General features: G+C 67.5%; 24 protein-coding genes. 14 read left to right on the top strand and 10 right to left on the bottom strand.

Annotated features, from left to right (window positions below; translation table 11 throughout):
- Positions 1-9: 9 nt before the first annotated feature.
- Positions 10-3,297 carry a right-handed parallel beta-helix repeat-containing protein gene (locus ACTOWY_RS39505; protein ID WP_441314717.1) on the top strand — a complete coding sequence of 1,096 codons (3,288 nt, stop codon included), beginning with the start codon at positions 10-12 and terminating at the stop codon, positions 3,295-3,297.
- Between the two features lie 51 nt (positions 3,298-3,348).
- Positions 3,349-5,757: an ATP-binding protein gene (locus ACTOWY_RS39510; RefSeq protein ID WP_441314718.1), complete on the top strand. Its 2,409-nt coding sequence runs from the start codon at positions 3,349-3,351 to the stop codon at positions 5,755-5,757.
- 6 nt (positions 5,758-5,763) lie between these two features.
- On the opposite strand, the gene ACTOWY_RS39515 is transcribed toward ACTOWY_RS39510, so the two are convergent.
- Positions 5,764-6,273 carry a sigma-70 family RNA polymerase sigma factor gene (locus ACTOWY_RS39515; RefSeq protein ID WP_247758077.1) on the bottom strand — a complete coding sequence of 170 codons (510 nt, stop codon included), beginning with the start codon at positions 6,271-6,273 and terminating at the stop codon, positions 5,764-5,766.
- 185 nt (positions 6,274-6,458) lie between these two features.
- Between ACTOWY_RS39515 and ACTOWY_RS39520 the strand changes: the two genes are divergently transcribed.
- Entirely contained in the window at positions 6,459-7,340 is an 882-nt protein-coding gene (locus tag ACTOWY_RS39520) for a carcinine hydrolase/isopenicillin-N N-acyltransferase family protein (RefSeq protein ID WP_441314719.1), read from the top strand.
- A 42-nt stretch (positions 7,341-7,382) separates the two neighbouring features.
- Positions 7,383-8,327, top strand: coding sequence for a LysR family transcriptional regulator (locus ACTOWY_RS39525; RefSeq protein ID WP_441314720.1), 945 nt, complete (start codon positions 7,383-7,385; stop codon positions 8,325-8,327).
- Here ACTOWY_RS39525 and ACTOWY_RS39530 read toward each other — a convergent pair.
- A complete protein-coding gene (locus tag ACTOWY_RS39530; RefSeq protein WP_441314721.1) occupies positions 8,227-8,607 on the bottom strand; it encodes a tautomerase family protein in 381 nt (126 codons plus the stop codon). The two genes, ACTOWY_RS39525 and ACTOWY_RS39530, sit on opposite strands and share 101 nt — an antisense overlap.
- Positions 8,516-9,622 carry an SDR family NAD(P)-dependent oxidoreductase gene (locus tag ACTOWY_RS39535; protein WP_441314722.1) on the bottom strand — a complete coding sequence of 369 codons (1,107 nt, stop codon included), beginning with the start codon at positions 9,620-9,622 and terminating at the stop codon, positions 8,516-8,518. The genes ACTOWY_RS39530 and ACTOWY_RS39535 overlap by 92 nt, the downstream gene beginning before the upstream one ends.
- Between ACTOWY_RS39535 and ACTOWY_RS39540 the strand changes: the two genes are divergently transcribed.
- The gene (locus ACTOWY_RS39540; protein WP_441314723.1) at positions 9,573-10,598 is read left to right on the top strand and encodes an alpha/beta fold hydrolase; all 1,026 of its coding nucleotides are present in this window, start codon (positions 9,573-9,575) and stop codon (positions 10,596-10,598) included. The genes ACTOWY_RS39535 and ACTOWY_RS39540 overlap by 50 nt on opposite strands.
- Here the strand turns inward: ACTOWY_RS39540 and ACTOWY_RS39545 are convergent.
- Positions 10,588-11,271, bottom strand: coding sequence for a DUF7919 family protein (locus ACTOWY_RS39545; protein WP_441314724.1), 684 nt, complete (start codon positions 11,269-11,271; stop codon positions 10,588-10,590). The two genes, ACTOWY_RS39540 and ACTOWY_RS39545, sit on opposite strands and share 11 nt — an antisense overlap.
- A gap of 167 nt (positions 11,272-11,438) precedes the next feature.
- Positions 11,439-11,729, bottom strand: a complete 291-nt coding sequence (locus ACTOWY_RS39550; RefSeq protein WP_441314725.1) for a DUF4342 domain-containing protein — start codon at positions 11,727-11,729, stop codon at positions 11,439-11,441.
- 128 nt (positions 11,730-11,857) lie between these two features.
- Between ACTOWY_RS39550 and ACTOWY_RS39555 the strand changes: the two genes are divergently transcribed.
- Both ACTOWY_RS39555 and ACTOWY_RS39560 read left to right on the top strand, forming a co-directional pair.
- Positions 11,858-12,067 carry a hypothetical protein gene (locus ACTOWY_RS39555; protein ID WP_441314726.1) on the top strand — a complete coding sequence of 70 codons (210 nt, stop codon included), beginning with the start codon at positions 11,858-11,860 and terminating at the stop codon, positions 12,065-12,067.
- Positions 12,055-12,423, top strand: a complete 369-nt coding sequence (locus ACTOWY_RS39560; RefSeq protein ID WP_441314727.1) for a hypothetical protein — start codon at positions 12,055-12,057, stop codon at positions 12,421-12,423. The genes ACTOWY_RS39555 and ACTOWY_RS39560 overlap by 13 nt, the downstream gene beginning before the upstream one ends.
- Before the next feature lie 399 nt (positions 12,424-12,822).
- Here the strand turns inward: ACTOWY_RS39560 and ACTOWY_RS39565 are convergent, their stop codons facing one another.
- The 3 genes from ACTOWY_RS39565 to ACTOWY_RS39575 are packed head-to-tail and all read right to left on the bottom strand — an operon-like array spanning position 12,823 to position 18,958.
- Entirely contained in the window at positions 12,823-15,960 is a 3,138-nt protein-coding gene (locus tag ACTOWY_RS39565) for a type I restriction endonuclease subunit R (protein ID WP_441314738.1), read from the bottom strand.
- Positions 15,960-17,198 carry a restriction endonuclease subunit S gene (locus ACTOWY_RS39570; protein ID WP_441314739.1) on the bottom strand — a complete coding sequence of 413 codons (1,239 nt, stop codon included), beginning with the start codon at positions 17,196-17,198 and terminating at the stop codon, positions 15,960-15,962. The genes ACTOWY_RS39565 and ACTOWY_RS39570 overlap by 1 nt, the downstream gene beginning before the upstream one ends.
- Before the next feature lie 14 nt (positions 17,199-17,212).
- Positions 17,213-18,958 carry an N-6 DNA methylase gene (locus ACTOWY_RS39575; protein WP_441314728.1) on the bottom strand — a complete coding sequence of 582 codons (1,746 nt, stop codon included), beginning with the start codon at positions 18,956-18,958 and terminating at the stop codon, positions 17,213-17,215.
- 276 nt (positions 18,959-19,234) lie between these two features.
- On the opposite strand from ACTOWY_RS39575, the gene ACTOWY_RS39580 reads away from it, so the two are divergent.
- On the top strand, positions 19,235-19,873 hold the full coding sequence (locus tag ACTOWY_RS39580; RefSeq protein ID WP_441314729.1) for a hypothetical protein: 639 nt from the start codon (positions 19,235-19,237) through the stop codon (positions 19,871-19,873).
- Between the two features lie 498 nt (positions 19,874-20,371).
- Here ACTOWY_RS39580 and ACTOWY_RS39585 read toward each other — a convergent pair whose 3' ends face one another.
- Both ACTOWY_RS39585 and ACTOWY_RS39590 read right to left on the bottom strand, forming a co-directional pair.
- Positions 20,372-21,196, bottom strand: a complete 825-nt coding sequence (locus ACTOWY_RS39585) for a protein phosphatase 2C domain-containing protein (RefSeq protein ID WP_441314730.1) — start codon at positions 21,194-21,196, stop codon at positions 20,372-20,374.
- Positions 21,193-22,041 (bottom strand): hypothetical protein, encoded by an 849-nt coding sequence (locus ACTOWY_RS39590; RefSeq protein WP_441314731.1) that lies wholly within the window; start codon positions 22,039-22,041, stop codon positions 21,193-21,195. Before ACTOWY_RS39590 ends, ACTOWY_RS39585 begins: the two co-directional genes overlap by 4 nt.
- Before the next feature lie 165 nt (positions 22,042-22,206).
- Between ACTOWY_RS39590 and ACTOWY_RS39595 the strand changes: the two genes are divergently transcribed.
- From ACTOWY_RS39595 to ACTOWY_RS39620, 6 genes are read left to right on the top strand one after another with little or no spacing between them, the layout of a single operon-like run.
- A complete protein-coding gene (locus tag ACTOWY_RS39595) occupies positions 22,207-22,461 on the top strand; it encodes a hypothetical protein (RefSeq protein WP_441314732.1) in 255 nt (84 codons plus the stop codon).
- On the top strand, positions 22,461-22,898 hold the full coding sequence (locus ACTOWY_RS39600) for a transcriptional regulator (protein WP_441314733.1): 438 nt from the start codon (positions 22,461-22,463) through the stop codon (positions 22,896-22,898). The genes ACTOWY_RS39595 and ACTOWY_RS39600 overlap by 1 nt, the downstream gene beginning before the upstream one ends.
- Positions 22,898-23,323 carry a hypothetical protein gene (locus tag ACTOWY_RS39605; RefSeq protein WP_441314734.1) on the top strand — a complete coding sequence of 142 codons (426 nt, stop codon included), beginning with the start codon at positions 22,898-22,900 and terminating at the stop codon, positions 23,321-23,323. The genes ACTOWY_RS39600 and ACTOWY_RS39605 overlap by 1 nt, the downstream gene beginning before the upstream one ends.
- On the top strand, positions 23,323-23,754 hold the full coding sequence (locus ACTOWY_RS39610; protein ID WP_441314735.1) for an RRQRL motif-containing zinc-binding protein: 432 nt from the start codon (positions 23,323-23,325) through the stop codon (positions 23,752-23,754). Before ACTOWY_RS39605 ends, ACTOWY_RS39610 begins: the two co-directional genes overlap by 1 nt.
- Positions 23,751-24,578 carry a DUF4097 family beta strand repeat-containing protein gene (locus ACTOWY_RS39615; protein ID WP_441314736.1) on the top strand — a complete coding sequence of 276 codons (828 nt, stop codon included), beginning with the start codon at positions 23,751-23,753 and terminating at the stop codon, positions 24,576-24,578. The genes ACTOWY_RS39610 and ACTOWY_RS39615 overlap by 4 nt, the downstream gene beginning before the upstream one ends.
- Positions 24,579-24,633: 55 nt before the next feature.
- The gene (locus ACTOWY_RS39620) at positions 24,634-24,798 is read left to right on the top strand and encodes a hypothetical protein (protein ID WP_441314737.1); all 165 of its coding nucleotides are present in this window, start codon (positions 24,634-24,636) and stop codon (positions 24,796-24,798) included.
- The last annotated feature ends 170 nt before the right edge of the window (positions 24,799-24,968 follow it).

Below are 24,968 nucleotides of genomic sequence, written 5' to 3' on the forward strand. Positions count from 1 at the left end.
GGAGCGCCCGTGTCACGGCACGTGCTCACGGTGGACCGGGACAGCGGCTATCGCACCATTTCCGCCGCGTTGCTGGACGCCCGCAACGGCACGGTGATCTCCGTGCTGCCCGGCCGCTACGACGAGTCCCTGGAAGTCACCAAGGTGGTCACCATCGCGGCCAGCGACGCCCGCGGCAGCGTGGAAGTGGTGGCCAGGCAGGGCAGCGTGCTGCGGCTGGCCGCCGAGGCGGTCAAGCTCACCGGTCTGGTGCTGCGCGGTCAGCACGCGGAACTGCCCGCGGTGGACATCGCCCGCGGTCAGGCCGCGGTGGAGGACTGCGAGATCATCGGCGCCGCCTGGACCGCGGTGCTCGCCCGCAACTCCGGCTCCCTGGCCATGCGCGGCTGCCGGGTCACCAACCCGGCGGGCGCCGGGATCGTGGTCACCTCCCCCGCGCCCAGCACCATCGAGGACTGTGTCATCGAGCACGTGCACACCTCCGCCGTGGTGATCGCCGAACGCGGCAACCCGGTGGTCCGCGACTGCACCCTGCGGCACGCCAAGGGAAACGGCGTCTGCGCCAACGGCCAGGCCCAGGGCACCATCCAGCATTGCGATATCTCCGCCACCGAACGCCCCGGCATCGCCCTGGAAGAAGACAGCGCCACCCGGGTCCTGGACACCACCGTGCGGGACACCGCCAGCGGCGTGTTCATCAGCACGCACGCCTCACCGGTGCTGGAGGAATGCCGGATCACCAGCACCACCGGCGACGGCATCACTGTGGCCGACGGCGCGGACCCGGTGCTGCGCCGCTGCCGCACCACCCGCACCGGCGGCGCCGGCATCCGGGTCACCGGCCGGTCCCGGGGCTCCTTCGAGGAATGCGAGGTCGCCGAGGCGGGCGGCGCGGGCATCCAGGTCGACGAGGCCAGCGGACCGTCCTTCACCCGCACCACCGTGCGCGGCGGCACATCCGTTGGCCTGCTGGTCACCGACGGCGCGACCGCCGAGTTCGACCGCCTGGAGATCCGGGACACCGCCGGACACGGCGTCCAGGTGGCAGCCGCGGCCAACCCACTGCTGCGCCGCGCCACCCTGGAAGGCTGCCGGGGCAACGGGATCGAGGTCACCGGCAACGGCCGCGGCCGCCTGGAGGACTGCGAGATCCGGGAATCCGGCGCGGCCGGACTGAGCGTGTCCGAGGGCGGCAGCCCGTACGTCAGCTCCCTGCGGGTCCGCCAGTCCACCGGTCCGGGCGTGCTGATCGGACCCGGTGGCGTCGGCTCGTTGCGGGACTGCGAGATCGGTGAGTCCACTTCGGACGGTGTGCTGGTCGCCGACGGCGGCGAACTCGTGCTGTCCCGCTCCTCGGTCCGCCGCTGCGCCGGCCACGGTGTGCACGTTTCCGCTGGGGCACGGGCGAAATTGACCGCCGACGACCTCAGCGGCAACGGCCGGGACGGGGTGCGGGTCGACTCCGCGGACGCGGTCAGCCTGCTGGACTGCACCACCACGGACAACACCGGCAGCGGCCTGCGGGTCACCGTGCCCGCCACCCGGCTGTCCGTGGAAAACCTGACCAGCACCGGAAACCGCGTCCCGGACACCGACGGCAGCACCGCCACCACCACCGCCGAACCCGCCCCCGCCCAGCAAACCCAGCAGGCCGAGACCGACGAGGACACGCCCCTGGCCACACTCGAAGCGCTGGTCGGCCTCACCGCGGTCAAACACCAGGTGAAAACCCTGGTGAACCTCAACAAAATGGCCCGCCGCCGCCAAGAAGCCGGACTGATCGCGCCGCCCACCAGCCGGCACCTGATCTTCGCCGGACCGCCCGGCACCGGCAAGACCACCGTGGCCCGGCTCTACGGCAGCATCCTGGCCGAACTCGGCGTGCTGCGCGAAGGCCACCTGGTCGAGGTGGCCAGGGCCGACCTGGTCGCGCAGATCGTCGGCGGCACCGCCATCAAGACCACCGAGACCTTCACCAAGGCCCTCGGCGGCGTGCTGTTCATCGACGAGGCGTACACACTCACCGCGCAGGGCAAGGGCAGCGGCCCCGACTTCGGCCGGGAAGCCGTGGACACCCTGGTGAAACTAATGGAGGACCACCGCGACGACCTGGTCGTGGTCGCCGCGGGCTACCAGCGGGAGATGGACGCCTTCCTGCAGTCCAACCCCGGCCTGGCCTCCCGGTTCACCCGCACCATCGAGTTCGAGAACTACACCACCGACGAACTCGTCACCATCGTGCAACGCATGTGCGGCGCCCACCAGTACCAGGTGCCCGAGGAAACCCGGACCGCCCTGTCCGTCCACTTTGGAGCGATGGCCCGCGGCGAGGACTTCGGCAACGGCCGCGCCGCGCGCAAGGTCTTCGAGGAAATGGTGGACCGTCAGGCTTTCCGGCTGGCTGGCGAGGCCGAGGCGGACGACCAGAGCCTGTCCCTGCTGCTGCCCGCCGACGTGCCCGGCGGCGCGGATCCCGGCGCCCCCAGCGACGAGACCACCCTGGCCGGACTCCGCCAGCGACTGGACTCGATGATCGGCCTCGGCGGCGTCAAGGAGGCGATCAACGACCTGGTCAACCTGATCGCCACCGCCCGGCAACGGCGGCAGGCCGGACTGCCGGTGCCCGCGATCAGCAACCACCTGGTCTTCGCAGGCGCGCCCGGCACCGGCAAGACCACCGTCGCCCGGCTCTACGGCGAACTGCTCGCCGCGCTCGGCGTGCTACGCAAGGGCCACCTGGTCGAGGTGGCCCGCGCCGACCTGGTCGGCCGCTACATCGGCCACACCGCGCACCTGACCAGGGAGGCCTTCACCAGCGCCCGCGGTGGCGTGCTGTTCATCGACGAGGCATACGCGCTCACCCCGGTCGGCGGCGCGGGCGGCGACTTCGGCCAGGAAGCAGTGGACACCCTGGTCAAACTGATGGAGGACCACCGCGACGACACCGTGGTCATCGTGGCGGGCTACTCCGCCGAGATGCGCACCTTCCTGGCCTCCAACACCGGCCTGGCCTCCCGGTTCTCCCGGCACATCGAGTTCGCCAGCTACAGCACCGACGACCTGGTCACCATCGTGCACCGGATGGCGGGCGGCAACGGCTACGAATGCGCCCCGGAAACGGTCACCGCGGTCCGCGAGCACTTCGCCGCCGTGCCGCGCGATGAGACCTTCGGCAACGCCCGCTACGCCCGGCAGGTCCTGGAGACCATGATGACCCGCCAGGCGGGCAGGCTCAGCGGAACCGGCGCGCCCACCGTGCACGACCTGCGCCTGCTGCTACCAGCCGACCTGCCCTGATCGCCGGATAACCAGGAAAATGGCGGGAAGTCGCCATGGCAGAATGACCGGGTGCCCACGACGGCGTTCGGCGACTTCCTGCGCTTCTACCGGCTCCGGCTGTCGATGACCCAGGAGGAACTGGCCGAACGCACCGGGGTGAGCGTGCGCGCGATCAGCGACATGGAACGCGGCCGCGCCCTCAGCCCCCAGCGACGCACAGTGGAACTCCTGGTCACCGGCCTGGAACTGACGCCGGACGAGGCGACCGAGTTCATCGGCCTGGCCCGTGCCGGCCGGAAAACCGCTGTCGCCGAGGACAAACCGGTGCACCCGGAGACGGCCAAGGCCGGCGCGGTCTGCGCACTGCCGCCGGTGCTCACCGAACTCACCGGCCGGGAACGGGATCAGGCGGCGCTGACCGCCTTCGCCAAGGACGCCGAAGCCTGCGGCCGGCTCCAGCTCGCCGTGGTGCACGGCCCGCCCGGCGCGGGCAAAACCGCCCTTGCCGTGGACGCCGGACACCGGCTGACCAGCCTGTTCGGCAACGGCTGCCTGTTCCTGGACCTGCGCGGCATGGACCCCGAACCACTCTCCGCGGACCGAGCCGTGCACCGCCTGCTGCGCGGCTTCGGCGTGGACGAACGCAAGATCCCGGCCGACCAGGACGACCGCCTCGCCCTCTACCGCTCGCTGCTGCAGGACCGCTCGGTGCTGCTGGTGCTGGACAACGCCGCCTCCGAAGCCCAGATCCGCCCACTGCTGGCCACCAGCCCCGGCTCGATGGTGCTGGTCACCAGCCGCAGCACCCTCGCCGGACTGGACGCGCGGCACCGGGTCGCGCTGGAACTGCTCGACGGCGACCGCGCGGTGGAACTGCTCGGCGTGGTCGCGGGCACCCACCGGGTGGCCGCCGAACACGAAGCCGCCCGCCGGGTCGCCACCCTCTGCGGCGGCGTGCCACTGGCCCTGCTCATCGCGGGCAACCGGCTGGCCAGCCGCACCCAGTGGACCATCGCGCACCTGGCCGACCAGCTCGCCGACGAACGTCGCAGACTCTCCGTGCTCACCGCGGGCGACCTACAGGTGCGCGCCGCCTTCGAACTGTCCTACCACCACCTCGAACCCGCGGCGGCCCGGATGTTCCGGCGGATCGCACTGGTGCCCGGCCCGGACACCTCGGTCGAACTGGCCGCGGTGGTCTCCGGTCAGCCAGCGCACCTGGCCGAGGCCGCCCTGGAGGAGCTGGCCGACGCCAGCCTGCTCGGCTTCAGCGATATTCCCGGCCGCTTCACCAGCCACGACCTGATGCGGCTGTTCGCACGGGAACGCCTCGAACTGGACGAGACCGCCGAGGACGTGCGCGCGGCCAACGAACGGATGCGGGACTGGCTGCTCGCGGTGGCCACCAAGGCCGCCCGCTACTTCGACCACGACCGCCCCGACACCGCGATCACCATCGACGGACCGGACCCGGTGCACGACCGGGACACCGCGAAAACCTGGCTGGCGCTGGAACAAGCGCACTGGCGTGGCGCGCTCCGCTGTGCCGCCGCCGCGGGCGAACACCGGCAGGTCCTCGACCTGGCCACCGCCATGCACTGGTACTCCGACCTGCGCGGCACCGGCGAACTGTGGCTGGAGATCTTCGGCGCCGGCGCGCGGTCGGCCCAGGCGCTCGGCGAGGTCAAGGCCAGCGCCGAACAGTTCAACTACCTGGCCTGGGCGCACTACGCGCTCTGCGGCCAGCCGCGGGAGGCCCTGGTCGCGCACCAGCAGGCGGTGGCCGCCGCGGTGGCAGCGGGCGACCTGCTCTCCGAAGCCTGGGCCTGGTACTACCGGGCCGGCATCGAACGGCGGCTGACCACCGCGCAGGAGGCCGTCCGGGTCGCCCGGCGCGCGGTCGAACTGTTCGAGCGGGCCGACTACCCCAACGGCCAGTACCTGGCGCTGTCCCTGCTCGGCGCCATGCTGCACGTGGCGGGCGAGTACCCCGAAGCGGTGGCGGTGAACCGGCTGGCCGAGGCGCACTACCGCGGCTCGGACACCGCCCCCGGCAACGACGAACTGCTGTCCATGGTGCTGACCCGGCTGGCCGACAGCCTGGCCGCCACCGGCGAGGTGATCGCCGCGCTGGACCTGCTCGACGAGGCCGAAACACTCTTCCGCAAACACCAGGTGTCCACCGGCCTGTCCCGGGTGCGTTTCCTGCGGGGCAGGGTGCTGATCCGGGCCGGCCGCCCCGCCGAAGCCAGGGAACAACTGCTGTCCAGCCTGGACGAGGCCCGCTGGTCCGAGGCCAGGGTGGAGATGCTGGTGCTGCTGGCCGAACTCGCCGACGACCGCGGGGACACCGCCCAGGCCCGCGAGCACCGGGTGCGCGCGCTGGCCGAATGCGCCCGCTACGACTCGCCAGCCGTGCGCGGCACCGCGGGCACGCTCGCCGCCCAGCTCGGCCTCGCGGTGCCCGAATCCGCCTGAGCCCACTCACCACCCCGCCGCGGTGACCCCATGGGCGGCCAGCGCCTCGGTCATCGCGATCGTCGCGTGGTGCACCCTGGACTTCACCGTGCCCACCGGCACCCCGATCACCGCCGCCGCCCGCAACCGGGTCTGATCCAGCTTGTAGACCTGTTCCAGGGCCTGCCGCTGCATCGGGTTCAGCCGGGCCAGCCCCTGGTCGACCACGCAGCGCTCCAGCACCTCGTCGGCGAAGTCCGTGCCACTGGGCAGCGCGTCGAAATCGTCGTCGTCCAGCAGCACCGGACGGGCGTTGTCCCGGCGGGCCCAATCGACGATCAGGTTGCGCGCCACGGTGAACAGCCAGGCCCGCACCCTGGCGTCCTTCGCGGCCAGGGTCTCGCTGTTGCGCCAGGCCCGCAGCATGCACTCCTGCACCACGTCCTCGGCCCGGTGCGGATCACCGGGCAGCAGGCGGCGGGCGAAGCGCAGCAGGACCTCCCGGTGCTCGGTGTGCAGCTCGGCCACGGTGCTCACGGTGACCTCCCTCGGGTTGGCGAAGTTCCTGCCACCGAGTCCACCCGCCAGGACACCCCGCTGCCACGCGGAAGGACCGGCAGAACCTGGCCGGGGCGACCTTCTGCCGGTCTGTCCGCGTGGCCGCGCGAGGGCCCCGCGGGTTCGATCGGGCAGCGAGGATCCCCACTCCCGAGAGGTGCCAGGTGACCGGCGACATCCGCTGCTCCACAACGTTCCGGGCCTTCGCCGAGGCCCGCCCCGGCCCCGCCTGGCGCGAGCACGTGCACCGGCACTGGCCCCGGCTGCGCGCCACCGCCGCCGACCACCCCGACGCCCAGACCTGGCGCACCACGGTGCTGTCCCTGACCAGCACCCCACTGGCCTGCCTGGCCGCCGACCTGGCCGAAGCCGCCCGGCTGCCCGACCCGGACCTGCCCGGCTTCCTCACCCACGTCAACCCGCCCGGCCCGGTGGTCGCCGGCGCCCAGGGCACCGGCGGCGCCTCCCTGGTCCGCAACCTCGACATCGACCTCACCCAGCACGAGTCCACGCTGTGGCTCAGCCAGCTCGGCACCCGCCGCGTGCTGGGCACCACCGCCGGCCTGTGGGGCCTCCTGGACGGCATGAACGAGGACGGCCTGGCCGTGTCCCTGACCTCCGGCGGCGACCGCCGGCACACCGAAGGCCTCAGCGGCCCACTGCTCGTCCGCCACCTCCTGGAGCACTGCACCACCGTGGCCGCCGTGGACGAGGTCCTGACCGGCTGGCCCACCGCCAGCACCCACGACCTCACCGTCATCGACGCCACCGGCGCCCGCGCCGCCTACCGCCTCACCCCCGGCGAACCCACCCAGCGCGGCCGCACCCGGCACTGGCCCGAGGTGTCCGAGGCCATCGCCGCCATGCTCAGCCGTCCCCGCCACCGCACCGGCTACAGCACCGGCGCCGGCACCCTGCACACCGCCGTCTACCACCCCGCCGAGGGCGAGCTGACCCTGATCTGGCCGGATGGCGTGCGCACCTGGACCTTCGGCAACTTCACCCCTGCCGAGCGCCTGCTCGAATACCCGGCCACCCCGGCCTGAACCCGGCCGCCGCCCCTCCGGCCGCGCCTACACTTGCCGGTCATGGGCGTCGAACTCCGGCATTTGCGTGCCTTCGTGGCAGTGGCCCAGCAGTTGTCCTTCACCAGGGCCGCCGAACACCTGATCGTCACCCAGCCCGCGCTGACCCGGACGATCAAGCAACTGGAGGCCGCCCTCGAAGTGCGGCTGTTCGACCGCGACTCCCGCCACGTCGCCCTCACCGCCACCGGCGTGGAGTTCCTTGGCCGGGCCCAGCAGGTCCTCACCGCGATGGACCAGACCCTCGCCTCGGTCCGCGCCCAGGTCACCATCCGCTTCGGCTTCAGCTGGCTGCTCCCCGATCCCTGGGCCCAGACCACCGTCAGCCGCTACGAACAAGCCACCGGCAACTCGGTCTCCTTGATCCGCATCGACGATCCCCTGGCCGCCGTCGACGAGGGCACGGTCGACGTCGCGGTGGTCCGCGGCACCCACGAACCCACCCCCGGCACCAAGGTGCTGCACCTGTTCGACGAACTCCGGGTCGCCGTCTGCTCGGCCAAGTGCACCCTCGCCGGCGCCGACCGACTGCACTGGTCCGAGGTCCCCGACTGGCCCCTGGTGGTCAACACGGTCAGCGGCACCACCGGCCCCTGGTCCTGGCCCGACGGCGACGGCCCGCGGCGGATCATCGAAACCCGCAACTTCGACGAGTGGCTGGAATCCGTGGCCGCCAACCGCGGCATCGGCGTGGTCCCCGAGGTCGCGATGCGCCGCAACATCCACCCCGCCGTCCGCTTCGTCCCCCTGATCGGCGCCCCCACCTCCCCGGTGTCCATCGCCTTCCAGCCCCAGCACCGGGACCGCAGACTCCGCCACTTCATCGAGGCCGCCGCGGCCACCGCCGTCAACTGCTGTCCGATCCCGCCCCAGGCCCAGATCGGGCCGCCCGAAACTCCGCGACCGGCAGCCCGCCCCACCCCCAGTTCCCCAACGGCACCTCGTTGATCACCACAAAAGTCGACTCCAACGGCTTGCCCAGCACCTCAAGCAACACCTGACTGACCCCCGCGATCAACCGCGCCTTCTCCTGTTCGGTAACCGACTCCACCCCAGGAGCACTGCCCTCCCGAGTGACCTGAATACTGACAAAAGGCATAACCAATCTCCTTCCACACTGGAAAAACCGGCCCTGCTCAGTGCCCCGCGCTCTGCCCACCATCAATGTGCAAAATCTCCCCGGTGACAAAAGGCGCGTTCTCCAGGAACAACACCCCATCCACCACATCCTCGACCCGCCCAATCCGGCCCACCGGATGCAGCCCCGCCAGCGCCGCATGGGTCTCCGCCGAATGCATCGGCGTCTGAATCACCCCCGGCGACACCGCGTTGACCCGAATCCCCCGCCCCGCGTACTCAATGGCCAGCGACTTCGCCGCCGCCTGCAACCCACCCTTGCTCAACGAGGCCAGCACCGAAGGCACCGCACTCAGCGCATGCTCCACCAGCGTGGTCGTGACGTTGACGATGTGCCCACCCCCCTGCGCCAGCATCCGCTCCACCGCAAGCTGCGTGACCCCAAAGAACCCAGCCACGTTCACCCCCATCACCGCCGCATAGTCCGCGGCCGTGTACTCGGTGAACGGCTTGGCCAGGAAAACCCCGGCATTGTTGACCACCGTGTCCACCCGCCCAAACTCCCCCACCGCAGCGTCAATAACAGCCCGCGCAGTCCCCACCTCCGCAATATCCCCAGCAACGGTAACCACCCCCGGATCATCCGACACACCAATAGTCCGAGAGTTGGCCACCACCCCCCACCCCAACTTCCGATACCCCGCGACAACAGCAGCCCCAATCCCCTGCGAGGCCCCAGTAACCACCACAACCCGCCGCCCACCAACAGCCACGAAAACCCACTCCCAACCCAAAAAAAGAATCCCCACCGGCCATTCCCAGCCGCTCCCCCCAAAAATTACAACCCCAACCCCACTCCCGGAAATGCCTCCCCCAACCCACCAATGCCCCCCAGACATAGACCCAGGCCACCCCACCCCCACCCCCACCCGCGTGTTGGCCGTTGTCGTACGCCGGTTTGGCCGATGTCGTACGCCACGTTGGCCGTTGTCGTACCCGGCACCGCCCCGCCATGACGTACGCCAGTGACGTCGCCTGACGCTCGCGAAGGTCCCCGCCCGCTTCCTACCGTCGCGAGGTGTCCGGAAACGCAACACCGTCGCAGGAGTGGTCCGCATGATCAGCAGGAAGCAGTTCACCCGGGTTCTGGCCGCCACCGCCGCCATAGCCGCGCTCGCGAGCTGCGCCCCCGCGGGCCCCAGCGCCCAGCCGCCACCTCCGGCCACCGCCACCGCCGTCACCGGCAACGCCCCCACCTGGGGACCGATCAAGCAGATCAAGGCAGGCGTGCTGGACATCGGCTACGCCGAAACCGGCCCCGCGAACGGCAAACCGGTCATCCTGCTGCACGGCTGGCCCTACGACATCCACAGCTACGTCGACGTGGCCCCCGCCCTGGCCGCCGCGGGCTTCCGGGTGTTCGTGCCCTACCTGCGCGGCTCCGGCAGCACCACGTTCCTGTCCCCGGCCACCGCCCGCAACGGACAGCAGGCCGCGGTGGCCACCGACATCATCAACTTCATGGACGCGCTGGGCATCCAGCGCGCCACCATCGCCGGTTTCGACTGGGGCGCTAGGACCGCCACCGTGCTCGCCGCGCTCTGGCCGGAACGGTTCACCGGGCTGGTGTCGGTCAGCGGCTACCTGATCACCAACCTCAAGGCCAACCAGCAGCCGCTGCCACCCGCGGCCGAACTCGGCTGGTGGTACCAGTACTACTTCGCCACCGAACGCGGGGTGCAGGGCTACACCCGCAACCGCACCGAGTTCAACAAGCTCATCTGGCAGGGCGGCTCACCGAAGTGGCAGTTCGACGACGCCACCTACCAGCGCACCGCCCAGTCCTTCGCCAACCCCGACCACGTCGCCATCGTGGTGCACAACTACCGCTGGCGCCTGAGCCTGGCCCCCGGCGAACCCCAGTACGAGGCCCTGGAACAGAAACTCGCCGCCGCCCCGATGATCACCATCCCGGCCATCACCATCGCCAGCGATTTCGACGGGGCCGCGGCCAACGGCGCCGGCTACCGCGACAAGTTCACCGGCCGCTACGACCACCGGGTACTGCCCGGCATCGGCCACAACGTGCCCCAGGAAGCACCGCGCGAGTTCACCAAGGCCGTCATCGACGTCACCGGCTGACGGGGGCCAACCGCAGCACAACCTGCCGCCGCACGTCCACGTGGTCCAGCACCACGAACTCCCGCACCACCCCGAACTCGAACTCCAGCTCGTCAACCGAACCCACCCCGAGTTCCCGGAACGCCACCCCCGCGTCAACTCCAGGGAACCCGTCCAGCTCAACCAACAACCCCAACCAGTTGGTGGAATCCGAGACCCCACGCACCACGGCGCCCACCGGCAACGCCGCCTTCACCCGCCCCCACTCCACCCCACCACGCGCACTCGCCGCCAGCACCGCCGCCACGAACTCCGCGGGCGGCGAGTACTGGTGCGCGAGCACGTAATGACAGATCAGGTTCGGCGCCGCGTAGACAACTCCGCCAGCGCCAGGCACGTGAATCTCAGCGCTGCCAAGGGTGAGAGCCCCCCGCTCCGCCTCCGCACAGGGGATCTCGGCAGGCTCCCAGTCAAACCCCGCCACCGCCTGACACAGCCAGCAATAGTGGTATCCCCTGGTCTGCCCCACGGACTCGAAGGCCGCCAACTTCCGCAGCGCGTCAACAAAATCCGCCGCCGGCTCGCCCCGCTCGAACTCCACCCCAGCACCGAGCCAACCGACAGTGAGCACCTCGGCGCCCACAACCTCGACCGGCTGGTAGCCGTAACGAGACAGGTCCTCGTAGACAGCCACTGGTCCCCCTGATGTCACCCGTACGTCCGGCCCCGCCGGGAGCGGGCGAACCCATTACAACGCAAGGGTCTCGCTTGTTCGCGGTGGGGCCAGACTGGACTGTGCGGATGCGGGGGGCCATGCCAAACACACCCGCGGGGACGTCCGCTGCGGTGTCCCGCTGCTGACTACACCCGCTCGGCGTCGACAGTCGTCGCGGCCGCGCTGCCGGGCTGCTGCCGGTTCTCGATCTTGATCCCGCACTTGCCGACCAGTGCGACACCGGCGCCGATCGTCATCGCCATCGGGGCGGCCAGCGCCGCGACCAGCCCGAGGGCCACCGGCACCTCCAGCAGCACGTCGTTCTTGCTGTCGCGCACGACCACGCGCCGGTTGATGCCCTCGTTGACCAGCCCACGAACGGCGTCGACCACGGAGTCGACGGCGGAAGGGATGGACTCGGTCTTGGACTCGCTCATGATTCTCCTCGTGCCGCGGAACTCCCCTGACACCCCCATGCTGCCCACGGCGCGGCCGCCTGCCATCAGGGTTTGCCCCTGACCCCACCTGATTTCCGCCACCCCGGCCCTGCGCCATGGTGGACGCGATGACCTGGGATGGCACGGACTACCAGCGCCGCTTCGACCACCTGGCCGCCACCGGCGCCGACCTCCACGGCAAGGCCGACTTCGTGCGCTCCTACTGGCCTGGCTCCGTCCTCGACGCGGGCTGCGGCACCCGCCGGGTCGCCATCGACTCGCCCGGCACGACATCGACGTCGTCGGGATCGACCTGGAGCCCTCCATGCTCAACGTAGCCAGGAAACGGGCGCCACGATCACCTGGAACCAGCACGACCTCCCGCCCTGGCCCTCAACCGCCACTTCGACATCGTCCTCATGGCGGCAACATCCCGCTGTTCACCCCGGAAGGCACCCAGCAGGCCCTCGTATCCAGCGCGGCAGGCCACCTCGCGTCCCAAGGCGCGCTCATCGCGGGCTTCTCCCTCAACCGCGGCTATACCGCCGAGGACTACGACACCCACTACACGGCCGCGGGACTCACCCTGGCCGAGCGCTACGCCACCTGGGACCGGGAACCGTTCACCGGCGGTGACTACGCCGTCTCGGTCCACCGCGTCGCACTCGCGCACTACCCGCTGACAAATCGTTAACAAATAATCAAGGGCCGGATCTCCAACTAAGGAAATCCGGCCCTGATCTGTACTTATCTGGTGGGCGACACTGGGATCGAACCAGTCACCCCTTCGGCGTGAATCAAGGACGATACCGTGCACTGACCTGCGGAAATACGACTTCCGCAGGCCAGCGCGGGCCTGTCCAGAGCCGTTGAATGCAGTTCCGGACCGCTGAGCACGCCAGTCTGCTCACCATTCGCTCCCCGTGCTGCTCCCTACCGCGTGAAGCTGCCACCGGCGGCCACCGACCTCAGCGAGCCCAAACTCCACCTCTACGGACGTGGTTCTCGGCACGCACAACTCCGCACGGCGAACCCGCTCACGGAACAGGTACGGCCACTCGGTCGGCCCGCCTGTCCATTCGGACCTCTGCCGTCAGGCACCCTCCACTTGGTCTGTCGCCACCTCGTAGAACGCATCAGCGATTGCCACGATAACGCCCTTGATCGCAGGCCCATCGCTGAAGAAGTAGTCAGCCATTGTGTTGTGTGCTGTCTGGTTGTCGACGACTGCTTCGGTGACCGCGGCTTGGAAGTCCTGCGATTCCATGAACTGCTTTTTCGAGTTCACCTTGGTCTGGTTGATCAGGTCCGGGTAGGTGAGCAGCCGCTGTACCAGTCCCTGCACGAACTCACGGACCTGCGACGCGGTAAACGACTCGGCGCCGAAGAGGTCGTTCATCTTGTCGATGACGATCTGGAGTGCGACGTACTTTGGCTCCTTCCGGGTACCGGTGCCCGCGGCGCTGATCCCCTTCAGCTCACCGTCACCGGTCAGCGAGATGTCGACCATGACCCCCTTGTTGTGCTTGACCCCGACCAGGACCACATCGGAAAGGTCGACCTCCGCGGCCCAGGATGAGTCTGCGATGACCTTCTCCAGGAGCCGCAGGAAGATCGACAATGCCTCCAGGTACGGATCGCCGTAGTTGACGATCTGACTCATGAAGTCGTAGAGCCGGACGAGGGTGGAGACATCTTTCCGGAACAGGTCGAGGGTATTGAGGGTGACCTTGTCCTCGGCCTCGATCGCAGCCGCGTAGCGGCGGGCAAACTCGTTCTTGGCCGGGCTGATCGCAGCCGAGAGCGCGTTGTTGCCCTTACGGGTCACCCATAGTTCGGCGACTTCGCGCACTTGCTCTGGCGTGTAGATCCCAGCCTGGGAGAGCTTGGTGGCGAGGTGGAATACGACGTACGGGTCGGTCTCGGTCTCCAGAGTGGCGTTGGTGAAGTACGGCTCGAACGCAGTCCGGATGTCGTCGGGCTTGTTCACGAAGTCGAGGACGAATGTCTTGCGCTTCTGCTCCCCGCCCGCGGTGCGATGGGTGCGGTTGAGCCGCGAGAGCGTCTGCACTGCGGTGACCCCGGAGAGCTTCTTGTCGACGTACATCGCCGAGAGCAGCGGCTGGTCGAACCCCGTCTGGAACTTGTTGGCGACCAGCATGATCTTGTATGTCGCGCCCTTGAAGGCGGCGGCCAAGTCCGAGCCGGCGCCGGGGTTCAGGTTAGCCTCGGTGAACTCGTCGTCCTTGCTCGGCTGCGGTCCCCAGTCCGAGACCCACTTCTCGTCCTCGGCCATCGTCACCGAGCCGGAGAAGGCGACCAGGGTGCGGTAATTGTACGAGGCGTCCTTGGCGGCCCGCTTGGCGATGTAGGCGTCGATCGCCTTCTTGTACTTCACCGCGGCCTTGCGCGAGTCGGTCACGACCATCGCCTTCGCCTTGCCCTCCAGCAGGTGGGCGACGTTGACGTGGAAATGCTCGACGATGATCTGCACTTTCTGGCCGATGTTGGTCGGGTGCAGCCTCACCCACCGCATCAGTCCCTTCTGTGCCGCTGCCTCATCCACGACCACGTCACCATCACCGCTCTCGGCCTGACCGGCGATCTTCAGCGCGGTGTCATAGGACTGATAGCCCCTGAGCACGTCGAGGATGTAGCCCTCCTCGATCGCCTGCCGCATCGAGTAAAGGTGGAACTCGACCGGCTTCCCGTCAGGACCCTTGCGGCCGAAGAGCTCCAGGGTCTTGTTCTTCGGCGTCGCGGTGAACGCGAGGTAGGAGATGTTTTCCGACTCCGCCCGCTCGGTCATCTCCGAGGTCAGGATCGCCTCGACGTTGACGGAGCCGCCCTCCTCAATATCCTTGACCTCCTCGGCGGTCAGTACGGCCTTGAGCTTGGAGGAGATCTGCCCGGACTGCGAGGAGTGCGCCTCGTCCGCGATCACCGCGAACCGCTTCCCCTTCAGACCCTTGTCGGCCCGGATCTCGTCGAGCGCGAACGGGAAGGTCTGCACCGTCACCGCGATGATCAGCTCACCATTTTTCAACGCGGTCGCCAGCAGTCCAGACTTCGACTTGGCCCCCGCCTTGCGGACGTCTTCCGGGCTGATCGTGGCCACGATCTTTCCTGACCCGTCGATCTGCCGGATCGCCTCCTGGAGCTGCCCGTCGAGCACCGTGCGGTCCACGACCACGATCACCGAGTCGAAGACCTTCTCGTCGTTCACGTGCAGCCGGGCCAGCCGGTGCGCGGTCCAGGCGATGGTATTCGTCTTCCCTGACCCTGCCGAGTGCTCGATCAGGTAGCGATGCCCCACCCCCTCTTCGCGCACCGCGGCCACGATGTTCGTCACGGCCTCCCACTGGTGGAACCGCGGGAAGAGCATGGTCGTATGCCGCACCGAGGTGCCGTTGGCGACGTCCCATTCCTCCTTGGTCTCCACGATCATCAGCCGACCGATGATGTTGAGCCAGGCGTGCTTCTCCCAGACCCTCTCCCACAGGTACGCCGTCGCCGACCGCCCGTCCGCACCGGGCGGGTTCCCCGCGCCACTGTCGTGGCCCATGTTGAACGGCAGGAAATGCGTCTTCTCACCCTCCAACTTGGTGGTCATCGCGGCCAGGTCGTTGGAGACCGCGAAGTGCACCAGCGCCCGGTGCCCGAACGACAACAAGGGCTCCGGCCGACCGTTGGTCAGCGGGTGCCGGTTCTTTCGGTACTGGTTGATCGCCTCATCCAGCGACTGGGTGAAGTCGGTCTTCAACTCGACGGTGGCGACCGGGAGCCCGTTGACAAAGAAGACCAGGTCGATGCTGCGTTGGTTAGCGGTGGAGAAGTGCACCTGCCGCATCACCCGCACCCGCATCGCGGCGTACTGCTCGTTGGTGGTCACGTTCAGGCTGGTCTCAGGCCGGAACTGCGCCATCTTCAACAGGCCACCGCCGATGTACTGCACCCCGTTGCGCAGGAGGTTCAGCGTCCCGCCACCATGCTCAAGAGGCTTGTCGAGCGCAGTGGCCAGCACGTCGAGGAACTTCGCCTCCGAACCCGCGGCCCTCAAAGCCTTCTCATACGCTGGCTTCTGGGTCGCCTTCAGCCACTCGAACAGATCCTCGGGGAAGAGCGCCCGCTCCCGGTCGTAGCCGGTGTCGTCCGCCGAGTACAGCCACCCGTGGCCTTCCAGATACGCGCAGATCTCGGACTCGAAGACGACCTCGTGGTGATCTGCCATCACGCCGTCTCCCGCACATCGATCTGCCCCGTCACCGCCGCCGTAATCAACGCCGCCCGCCGCTCACGCGATAGTTCAACGAACCGCTCCGATTCTGCGATCAGCGTATCGATCTTCGCAGTCTGCTCGTCGAGATACGCCGCGATGCGACGCTGTTCATCAAGCGGAGGGATCGGAACCTCGACCCGAGCGAGGTTGCCAACCGATAGTCGTGGAAGACCAGCACCGCGCATCATCGAAGCAGCCTGCTCCTTCGCGGTCTTCGATGCGAACACATACGCGAGGTACTCGCTCTCCATACGTAGCGGATCAGGGGAGATGATGACCAACGAAGACGCGACCACGAACGGATGTTCGCCGCGAATCACTGCTGTCTCACCCACAGTGCCGTCCTTCGAAAACAACACATCACCATCGTGTGGTTGACAGCCAGTCTTAACCATGTACTCGTAGGTATCAGGAGTCGTCTTCAGGGCTGCACTAAAGTCAATCGACCCGGCGTGCAAGTCCCGCGTAGAAACAAAGTCGAATACTCCACCGTCAGTGTCGGGCGAGATGTGCGCGCCGTCGGTTATGCGCGTCGCGATGGACTTCACGCGCCCAAATCCCCAGTCAGTGGGAAGACTTGGATACCAAACGCTGGCCCTCGGTACGCGATTCTTCTCCGAAGCGTCAACGACTGACTCTGTGATCGCAGCCAGCTGACGCTCACGGAGCATCTCGATTAGGCACTGCTGTTCCTCGATGAGGGTATCGATGCGGGCGGTCTCACGGTCAAGGTAGTGGGCGATGGCGCGCTGCTCCGAGAGGGGCGGAACAGGCACCGGAAGTGCATTGATCTGCGCAGTTCCGATGCCTGGCTGCGCGGCCGTCTGAGAGTATTGGCCAAGGTTCATGACTCGCAGGAGGTAGGCAAGCCAGCGAGGATCGACCGCATCTGCAGCACGCGCAACGATCGCATGTTCAGAGGCCCAGAACTCGCCGGAGACGAGGTGCACGTTGCCACACAACGCACCTTGGCGTCCGATGAGGATTCGAGTGCCTTGATGAGTCTTTTCCTCAGTATAGCCACGGAGCCCGTTGCCGCCGTACACGGGATAGGTGCCGACTGGCTCGATCGATTCGGCAGTAATAGCTTCACCAGCTTGCATACCGGGCGCAACGTACTTAACCTTCGACTGACTCCAGTCGGCGGGAAGCGAGAGTCCCTGCAACCAAACAATCTTTGCTGGGCTCATCGAACGCACAGAGGTCACCCCTCCACCGACCGCAGCAAGTCGAGGATCTTGGCGATCTGTTTTTCCAGGTCGGCGTCGATCTCAGCAAGGGGGCGGGGCGGGACGTACTTGTAGAAGTGGCGGGTGAAGGGGATTTCGTAGCCGGTCTTGACCTTGGCCCAATCGATCCAGGAATCGGGGACATGCGGCTTTACCTCGGCATCGAAATACGCCTGGATGACCTCGACCTTGCCGGCTGCACCGGCGGTCGAGCCGCCGTAGGTGAACGGGACGTTCTCGGTGTCGCGCTTCTTGGAGTCAGGCTTGGGCTTGCCCTTGCGGTCGACGACGGGGTTGCCGTTCTCGTCGAGGAGGGGGCACTCGACAGTAACGGCCCAGTAGCCGAACTCGTCGTTGCGCAGCACCTTGGAGCAGTCAGGGTCGGCGTCGGTGAAGTCGGCGTACAACTTCACTACCTTGTCGCGGTCGGCGTCGCTGATCTCGCGGCCCTTGGAGCCGAGGTTCTTGCGCATCTTGGTCCAGAACGAGGTGCCGTCGATGAGCTGGACCTTGCCCTTGCGGTCGGGGTGCTTGGTGTTGTCGAGGATCCAGATGTAGGTGGCAATGCCGGTGTTGAAGAACATGTTCATCGGCAGCGCGACGATGACATCGACCAGGTCGTTCTCCAGCAGCCACCTACGGATGTTGGAGGGGCCGGACTCGGCAGCACCGTTGAAGAGTGGCGAGCCGTTCATCACGATCCCGGCCCGGCCGCCACCGTCCTCCGGGGCGCGCATCTTGTGAACCAAGTGGAGCAGGAAGAGCATCTGCCCGTCCGAGGTCGACGGGAGGCCGGGGTCGAACCGGCCGTAGGTGCCTGCTTCGTCGCGCTCCTTCGTGATCGCCTTGGCGTACTGCTTCCAGTCGACGCCGTACGGCGGGTTGGACATGCAGAAGTCGAACTGGCGGCCTCTGAACGCGTCATCGGTCAGCGTATTGCCGAACGCGATGTTGGTCGCGTCGTGGCCCTTGGCCAGCAGGTCGGACTTGCAGATCGCGTACGACTGCGGGTTGTACTCCTGGCCGAACAGGCTCAGCTTCGCGTCGGGGTTGTTCTCGAGCAGATGCTCCTCGGCCAAGGCGAGCATGCCGCCGGTGCCTGCGGTTGGGTCGTACAGCGTGCGAATGATGCCAGCCTCGGCCAGTTCAACCTCCTTCTCGGCGAAGAGCAGGTCGACCAGCAGCCGGATCGCGTCCCGCGGGGTGTAGTGGTCACCGGAGGTCTCGTTCGCGGCCTCGTTGAACTTGCGGATGATGTACTCGAACGCGTCGCCCATGTCGGCGTTGGAGACGACGTCCGGATGCAGGTCGACGGCCTTGAAGGACGTGATGACCTCGCGCAGGAGTTCTGCCTTCTCCAGCGCAAGGATCTCCTTCTTGAAGTCGAAGTACTCGAACACGTCGACATCGGGCGAGAACCGGTCGATGTAGTCGGCAAGGTTGTCCGCCAGCCCGTCGGCGTCAGCCAGCAGGTTGGTGAAGGAGTAGTTCGAGGTGTTGTAGAACGGCCGGCCGGTCGTCTTCTTGACCTCGATCCTGAGCCGGTTCGGGTTGTCGTACTTCGCCGCCAACTCCTGGACCGTCTCCCGGTCGGGCTCGAGGATGCAGTCGAGGCGGCGCAGGATCGTGAGCGGGAGGATCACGTTGCCGTACTGGTTGGGGCGGTAGGGACCCCGAAGCTGGTCGGCGATCGACCAGATGAAACTACCGAGGGTGCTCACAAGGCTCCTTACGAGACTCTCTCGACGATAGATGTTGGACGCCCAGCGCGAGCCCGTGCGCGCTGTCCGAACAGGCGGCGCACAGTCTGCAGCAGCCGGAGCGCCACAAGAGCATCATTGCGCATCACGACACTGTGCGTGGCGACCACCACGCCTACGCAGGCCAAGCGCGGCATGCCACTACGCATGGACAGGCTCCCTCGATGCCGGTCGGTACACCGTGCCTCGGCAAGCTCCAGAAGGGGCGACATCCAGCGCATCGAGGTCAAGGGGTGGGTGAACAAGAAGCTGCGCCCGGCGCTGGCGGACAAGAGCGCCAAGGACATCCTGGGGTTGTTCTCGGCGATCTGCGGCGAGGCCGCGGACGAGCAGCTGATCGGGCCGAACCCGTGCCGGAAGCTGCGCATCAACTTCGGCCACCGTCCCGAACGGACCTACGCCATCACTCACGAGATCGACACCCTGGCCGGGCGGAAGGAGCCGGATGCCGGGCCGACGACCGTCACGGACGCCTTCACCGATCTGCGGTGGGGTGAACTGGCCGTGCACCGGGAGCACAACACCGACTCGCAGTTCGTCTTCAGCGGGGCCCACGGCGGGCTGCACCGGCGGTCCAATTTCCGCCGCCGGGACCTGCCGTCCCGCCTTGGCTGGCAACAAGGAGAAGGACTGGCAGCCGCTCAACGAGGAAACGCACTTCCACGATCTGCGGCACACACACGCGACCTGGTTGATCGAAGATGGCGTGGCGCGCATCCTGCGGCTGATTCGCCTGGGGCACAATCGCAAGGACGTCGACGACGACTACTCACACGTCACGGATCTGATGATCGAGCAGATGCTCGCGAAGCTGCAGCGGCGGTGGGAACAGGACGGCGGCTGGATGTCGAGACGGAGTCCGAGGCTGGGGTGTGATGCGGCGTGACCACTTCGGATTCGCGAAAGTGGTCAGCAGGCGCTGCTCCCCAGATGCTCCCAAAAATGATCAATGGCCTGCCGACAGGATCGTCGACAGACCATCTGACCAGGTAAAACTAGCGGTGGGCGATACTGGGATCGAACCAGTGACCCCTTCGGTGTGAAGGAAAGTTGTCGTCGCACAGACCTGCTGCAAGACGCTGGTCAAGGGCTGTTTGCCGTCCGCCTGCGTCCGCGGTTGTTCACCGGGGAGCGCGCCGGTTGTCACTCACTTCGTCACTCGCCTGGCTCTGCCGGCATTCGCATGGGCGAGGGCACGCGCTCGGATCGGCTGTAACCGGGGAGCCCCCTGCGGCTACAGCCGGTCCGTCACACCGCTGGGACAGGTGGGACAGGCCAACCTCACCCCTGTCCCACCTGAAAGCGCAGGTCAGAAATCCTGCCGGGACAGGTGGGACAGGTGGGACACCGCGGCCACCAATCAGTGCGCGTCGCTCACGGGGCCAGCCGGACGTAGGCCGCGGACGCGTCGTCATACGCCTTCCCACGAGGCCACCGGCGCCCATGTTCGTCACTCCGCTCGGCTTCCCTGGTCCGCCGGATCAGCTCTTCCGGCCCACCCTGCTCAAGCAGGTCCATCAGGCCGTCCCAGCTCATCAGGTCGAAGCGGTCCACCAGACGGGTGGCCCCGTCGCTCAGCAAGGCGAGCGCTCGAACCTGCCGGGATTCAACTTGCCCGACAATGGCTTCGGCCGCCGCATCTGGGTCGGTGCTCGCCACCCAGAATCCGCCTTCCTGATTGCGATGGTGACGCATTGACTCGATGTACTTCTTCAGAGCGAGCGCATGCTCTTCGGATCCATTTGGGGTGGCGTCCATATCATGGCGATACTTCTTGCCGACGTGCTCTTCTCGGTCGTCCGTAACTACGGTGAGGCTGCTGCTGCTGCCCTGAACAATTAGCGTTGAGTCGGCGAGCGCCAGGTAATCCACATAGTCGCCGCAGGTGCGCATCAGCAAGACAGTTGCCGAAGGTGTTCCTGGATGGCTCAAGTCGCACTCATGCCGATGCGTATCGGCAACCGCCGAGATGGCCTCACTCAAGACTGCCCGCAGGTCTGCGGTTTCGGACTCCAGGATGCCAAATACAAGTCGAGCGCCAAGTTGGCGCGAGTACCAGGCAACGCCGTGCTTGCATCCGCTGTCGGCCCCGGCTGAACCCGCGCCGTCAAGCAACACCACCGCGCCGGGGACCGCAGCAACGAAATCCTCGTTCTCCCGCCCTGCTCTGGCAGGTTCGGTGGCTATGCCCAGCTTCACTGGCTACCCTCCTCATGGCGGTACATAGGGGTCACAAGTTCGACATTTACTGGCTGTCGAGTATCGAAGTCATACTCTGTTCGGACCAGTGTTGAGAAGTTCTTATCTTTCACTTCGGTGTAGATGTCGGCGAGTTTGGTTGATAGCAGCTGAACGACGCCCAGGCTTCCGGGTGGGTGAATTCCCGTAAATACAATTACGGAGCCCTTGTTGTCGGGGCGAGTCAAACGGCCGAAGTAGGCAAAATCGTACGCCTCGTGTGGGTCCCTGTCCCAGCCTGACCGGTATGCGGCACCAGTCTTCTTGTCGCGAATGGTCCACGGCTCGCCCTCATTGCGCTCAAACTGCAAGAAAGGGTCAGTTGCCAGAACGGAGGCAACCGGCTGAGAAATACGTGGGCCACAAATGACCACAAGGTTCTGACGATTCAGATTGACTTCGCCGCCCACGGGGATGTGCTCGAACTTGAACTCCATCTCCAGGGACTGAGCCAGTTCGCCAAGCCGTTGCGTAGCCTCGACGTCCTCAACGGCAACAACCGGCCGCCCTTGGATGACGTCCTGCTTGAGTGGGGTCAGTACCGTGAACCCGCCGGAGCCAAGGAAGAAGCCTTCGGGCGGAGGTCCACCATGGCGAACCTGGTGAATGCGGGCCCTGCTGATCCCAGTCGCTTTCGCGATCGTGGTGTAGGAACTGCCGGCATCGTGAAGTTCCTGGATCACTCGACGGCGTAGCCGGGCCAGGTCGGTGACCTCTTGCTGGGCGGCCTGCAGCCGGACCGTAGCCACCTTGATCAGCTCGAACGGATCATCGATCCTCGCGATCCGCTCCACATCCTCGTTCAACGGAGCCTCCTCTCTGTGCGCAGTCTAGTCCCCTAGACGAACCCGCGTACCCCCCTTGACACCTCCGTCCGGCCCGTGCTTTTCTTTGCTGCGTACCCCCCTTGACGACAAGGTCAAGTGTCAAGGGGGGTACGCAGGCCGGATAGCCAAGCTGAGGGATGGCAGATGTTCACCGATGACAACGTGCCCCACGGCTACAGCCCGGACGGGCTGACGCTGGCAGACATCAACGTGCTGATCTGGGAGGTCTCCGCCGAGCTGCGGAAGACCCCGCCGCCCGTTCCCACCACGGCGTTGCTGGACGGCTCGGCCCGCGCGAAGCGGGACCGCCGGATCGTGCGGCGTCAGCTCCACCTGATCGTCTCCGCCCTGCCGACCACCCGCGCCCTGCCCGCCGAGACCGGGACGGAGGCCGCGTGATGTCGACCGCCGCGATCACCTTCGCCACCATCGCCCCGGCCCTGCTGGCCGCGCACCACATCGGCGACTACTGGCTCCAGACCACCCACCAGGTCGAGCACAAGGGCTGCCCCGGCGCCCAAGGCTGGGCCGCCGCCGCCCGCCACGTCGCCAGCTACACCGCGGCCACCGCCGCGTTCGTCGGCATCGTCTGGGCCGCCTTCGGCCTGGACATCACCCCGCTGGGCTTCCTGCTCGGCCAGCTGGTCAGCGCGGTCACCCACCTGGTCATCGACCGCCGGACCCCCCTGCGCGCCTTCGCCGCCCTGCTCGGCCGGATCGTGCCCGGCAAGCTCGGCTACTACGACAACGGCGGAGCACCCCACCTGGACCAGGCCGCTCACCTGGCCTGGCTGTTCGTCGCCGCGCTGCTGACCTCGCTGGTCGGGGGTGCGTGATGGAGCGCAACGCCCTGCACGCCGAGCTGCTGACCTTGACCGCCCAGCTCCTCACCGCACACCCCGACGCACCGCCGGTGTTCGGGATCGTGGTGACCGACACCCTCGCCTTCGGCGCGATGGTCGAGATGCAGATGCGTGACCCGAACAGCGACCCGAGCCTGATCGCGGAGTGGGCCAGCAGGCTCAACACCGCGGTCCGACTCCGCGACCACGGCACCTACGTCCAGGTCACCCTGGACTGGACCACGCGCACCCCCACCGGGCAGCCCGCGGTCATCCGCGTGTGGAGCCACTTCAGCCCCCAGGCTGCTGGCCAGCTCGTGCGTGCCGCCGGTACGGCCTTCCGCAACGGCACCGCCGCGTTGTCGGTGCAGCAGGTACGCGCCGCAGCGGGGATGCAGGCCAAGGCGGTGGCTGCGTGATGGCCCGCCAGCGCCCGCTGTACGAGACGGTCCTTCCCTGGAACGGCCAGACCGCGTTCTGCCGTGGCCGCATGGACGGTCTGCTGGTCTTCGGCTTCCGTGGCCGCCCCGGCGCGGTCCCGCCCGGCCTGGCCACCTTCCGCCAGCTCCGCGCCGTGGGCCTGCGCCCCGACGGGGCCGACCCGGTGGCACTGCTGGTCTTCCGGCACCGCAAGCCCTTCCGCCGTGAAGAGGTCTGTCCACTGTGGCTGATCACCGAGGCCAAGCCGGTTCGGCCGTTCACCGCCCGCAAGCAGTTCGCCTTGGAGAAGGCCAACGCCGCGCTGCGCTTCTGCCCGCAGTGCCAGCGCGACGTGGGCTACCGCCTGCCGACCTCCTACGGCAAGTGCTGGACCTGCTTCACCACCAACGAGATCGGAGCAGCAGCGTGATCACCAGGACCATCGTCAGCGAGCAGCCCGGCGCGATCGTGCTCAACCTGGACGTCGACCACGGCGAGATCACCGTGACCGTCGAAGACCGCCAGCACGCCGAGATCACCCTGACCCCGTTGCACCCGGCCGACCCGGTGGCCGCCGACCTGATCACCCGCACCACGGTCACCCAGCAGGGCCAGACCTGCACCGTGACCATGCCCTCCGCCCCCATGCCCATCCAGCAGGCCAACGGCAACGCCGTGGTCGGTCAGGTCTTCGGTGACGTGCGCGGCGTGGTCATCGGCGCGGTCATTGGCACCCATGCCGGCAGAATCACCACCGGCTCGTCGACCGCCACGCTGTTCACCGGCGGCCAGGTCCGGGCCGAAGTCCGGCTTCCGGCCGGTTCGTCGGTCTCGGTCAGCACCGTCTCGGCCGATCTGTCCGCCGCGGGCGAGCTGGATGTGCTGCGCTACCAGTCCATGTCGGGGCGGCTGGATGCCACCACCGTGGCTGAGCTGGACGCCTCCACTGTTTCGGGTTCGGTCACCGTCTGGAACGCCAGCAGAGCCGGGGTGAGCACCGTCTCCGGCGCGGTCGAGCTGGAGACCACCTCCAACGCCACGATCGAGACCGTCTCCGGCCGCATCCACCTGGACAGCCTCAACGGCCGCGCCCGCGCCAAGTCGGTCTCTGGCGACATCACCGTGCACGCCACCGGCGCGTCCACTGTGGACGCCTCCACCGTGAGCGGGGACATCCACCTGACCGCCCAGCTCGGCGTGACCGTGCAGGCCCGCACCCACAGCGTGTCCGGCCGGATCACCCGGGACTTCTGACCACCCCGGCCGATGACCCCCACCCCACGCACACCCCACGAGAGGACCAAGCCCGATGGGACTGCTCACCCGGATCAACACCGCCCTGGACCGGTGGTCCACCTGCAAGCACTGCCACCACAACGGCTACATCGCGACTTGCGCCTGCACCGCCCGCACCTGCGTGTGCTGGGCAGAACGCGCCGGAGGCAACACCAGCCCGCAGGGCTCCCCACGCTGATGCCCGGACCGGCGGACTCCCGCCAAGAAGTCACCGCCGGTCCGGTCTCCCAACCGATTCATGATCACTCAGGAGACTCCAAATGCTACGGCTCAACAAGATGAGCGCGCCCGCCATCCTCGTGTGGCTGCTGCTCACCATCCTGACCCCGCTGGCAAAGACCCTGGCCA

Origin of the sequence: Crossiella sp. CA198, assembly GCF_052078295.1 — a bacterium.
Taxonomy (GTDB): Bacteria; Actinomycetota; Actinomycetes; order Mycobacteriales; family Pseudonocardiaceae; genus Crossiella.

What these genes read in the sequence shown, in the direction of transcription:
- ACTOWY_RS39525 (WP_441314720.1), top strand. Translation starts at nt 7,383, where the DNA reads ATGGGCGTCGAACTCCGGCATTTGCGTGCCTTCGTGGCAGTGGCCCAG.
- ACTOWY_RS39530 (WP_441314721.1), bottom strand. Translation starts at nt 8,607, where the DNA reads ATGTGGTGGATGGGGTGTTGTTCCTGGAGAACGCGCCTTTTGTCACCG.
- ACTOWY_RS39540 (WP_441314723.1), top strand. Translation starts at nt 9,573, where the DNA reads ATGATCAGCAGGAAGCAGTTCACCCGGGTTCTGGCCGCCACCGCCGCC.
- ACTOWY_RS39535 (WP_441314722.1), bottom strand. Translation starts at nt 9,622, where the DNA reads ATGGCGGCGGTGGCGGCCAGAACCCGGGTGAACTGCTTCCTGCTGATC.
- ACTOWY_RS39550 (WP_441314725.1), bottom strand. Translation starts at nt 11,729, where the DNA reads ATGAGCGAGTCCAAGACCGAGTCCATCCCTTCCGCCGTCGACTCCGTG.
- ACTOWY_RS39555 (WP_441314726.1), top strand. Translation starts at nt 11,858, where the DNA reads ATGACCTGGGATGGCACGGACTACCAGCGCCGCTTCGACCACCTGGCC.
- ACTOWY_RS39560 (WP_441314727.1), top strand. Translation starts at nt 12,055, where the DNA reads ATGCTCAACGTAGCCAGGAAACGGGCGCCACGATCACCTGGAACCAGC.
- ACTOWY_RS39565 (WP_441314738.1), bottom strand. Translation starts at nt 15,960, where the DNA reads ATGGCAGATCACCACGAGGTCGTCTTCGAGTCCGAGATCTGCGCGTAT.
- ACTOWY_RS39570 (WP_441314739.1), bottom strand. Translation starts at nt 17,198, where the DNA reads ATGAGCCCAGCAAAGATTGTTTGGTTGCAGGGACTCTCGCTTCCCGCC.
- ACTOWY_RS39595 (WP_441314732.1), top strand. Translation starts at nt 22,207, where the DNA reads ATGTTCACCGATGACAACGTGCCCCACGGCTACAGCCCGGACGGGCTG.
- ACTOWY_RS39600 (WP_441314733.1), top strand. Translation starts at nt 22,461, where the DNA reads ATGTCGACCGCCGCGATCACCTTCGCCACCATCGCCCCGGCCCTGCTG.
- ACTOWY_RS39605 (WP_441314734.1), top strand. Translation starts at nt 22,898, where the DNA reads ATGGAGCGCAACGCCCTGCACGCCGAGCTGCTGACCTTGACCGCCCAG.
- ACTOWY_RS39610 (WP_441314735.1), top strand. Translation starts at nt 23,323, where the DNA reads ATGGCCCGCCAGCGCCCGCTGTACGAGACGGTCCTTCCCTGGAACGGC.
- ACTOWY_RS39620 (WP_441314737.1), top strand. Translation starts at nt 24,634, where the DNA reads ATGGGACTGCTCACCCGGATCAACACCGCCCTGGACCGGTGGTCCACC.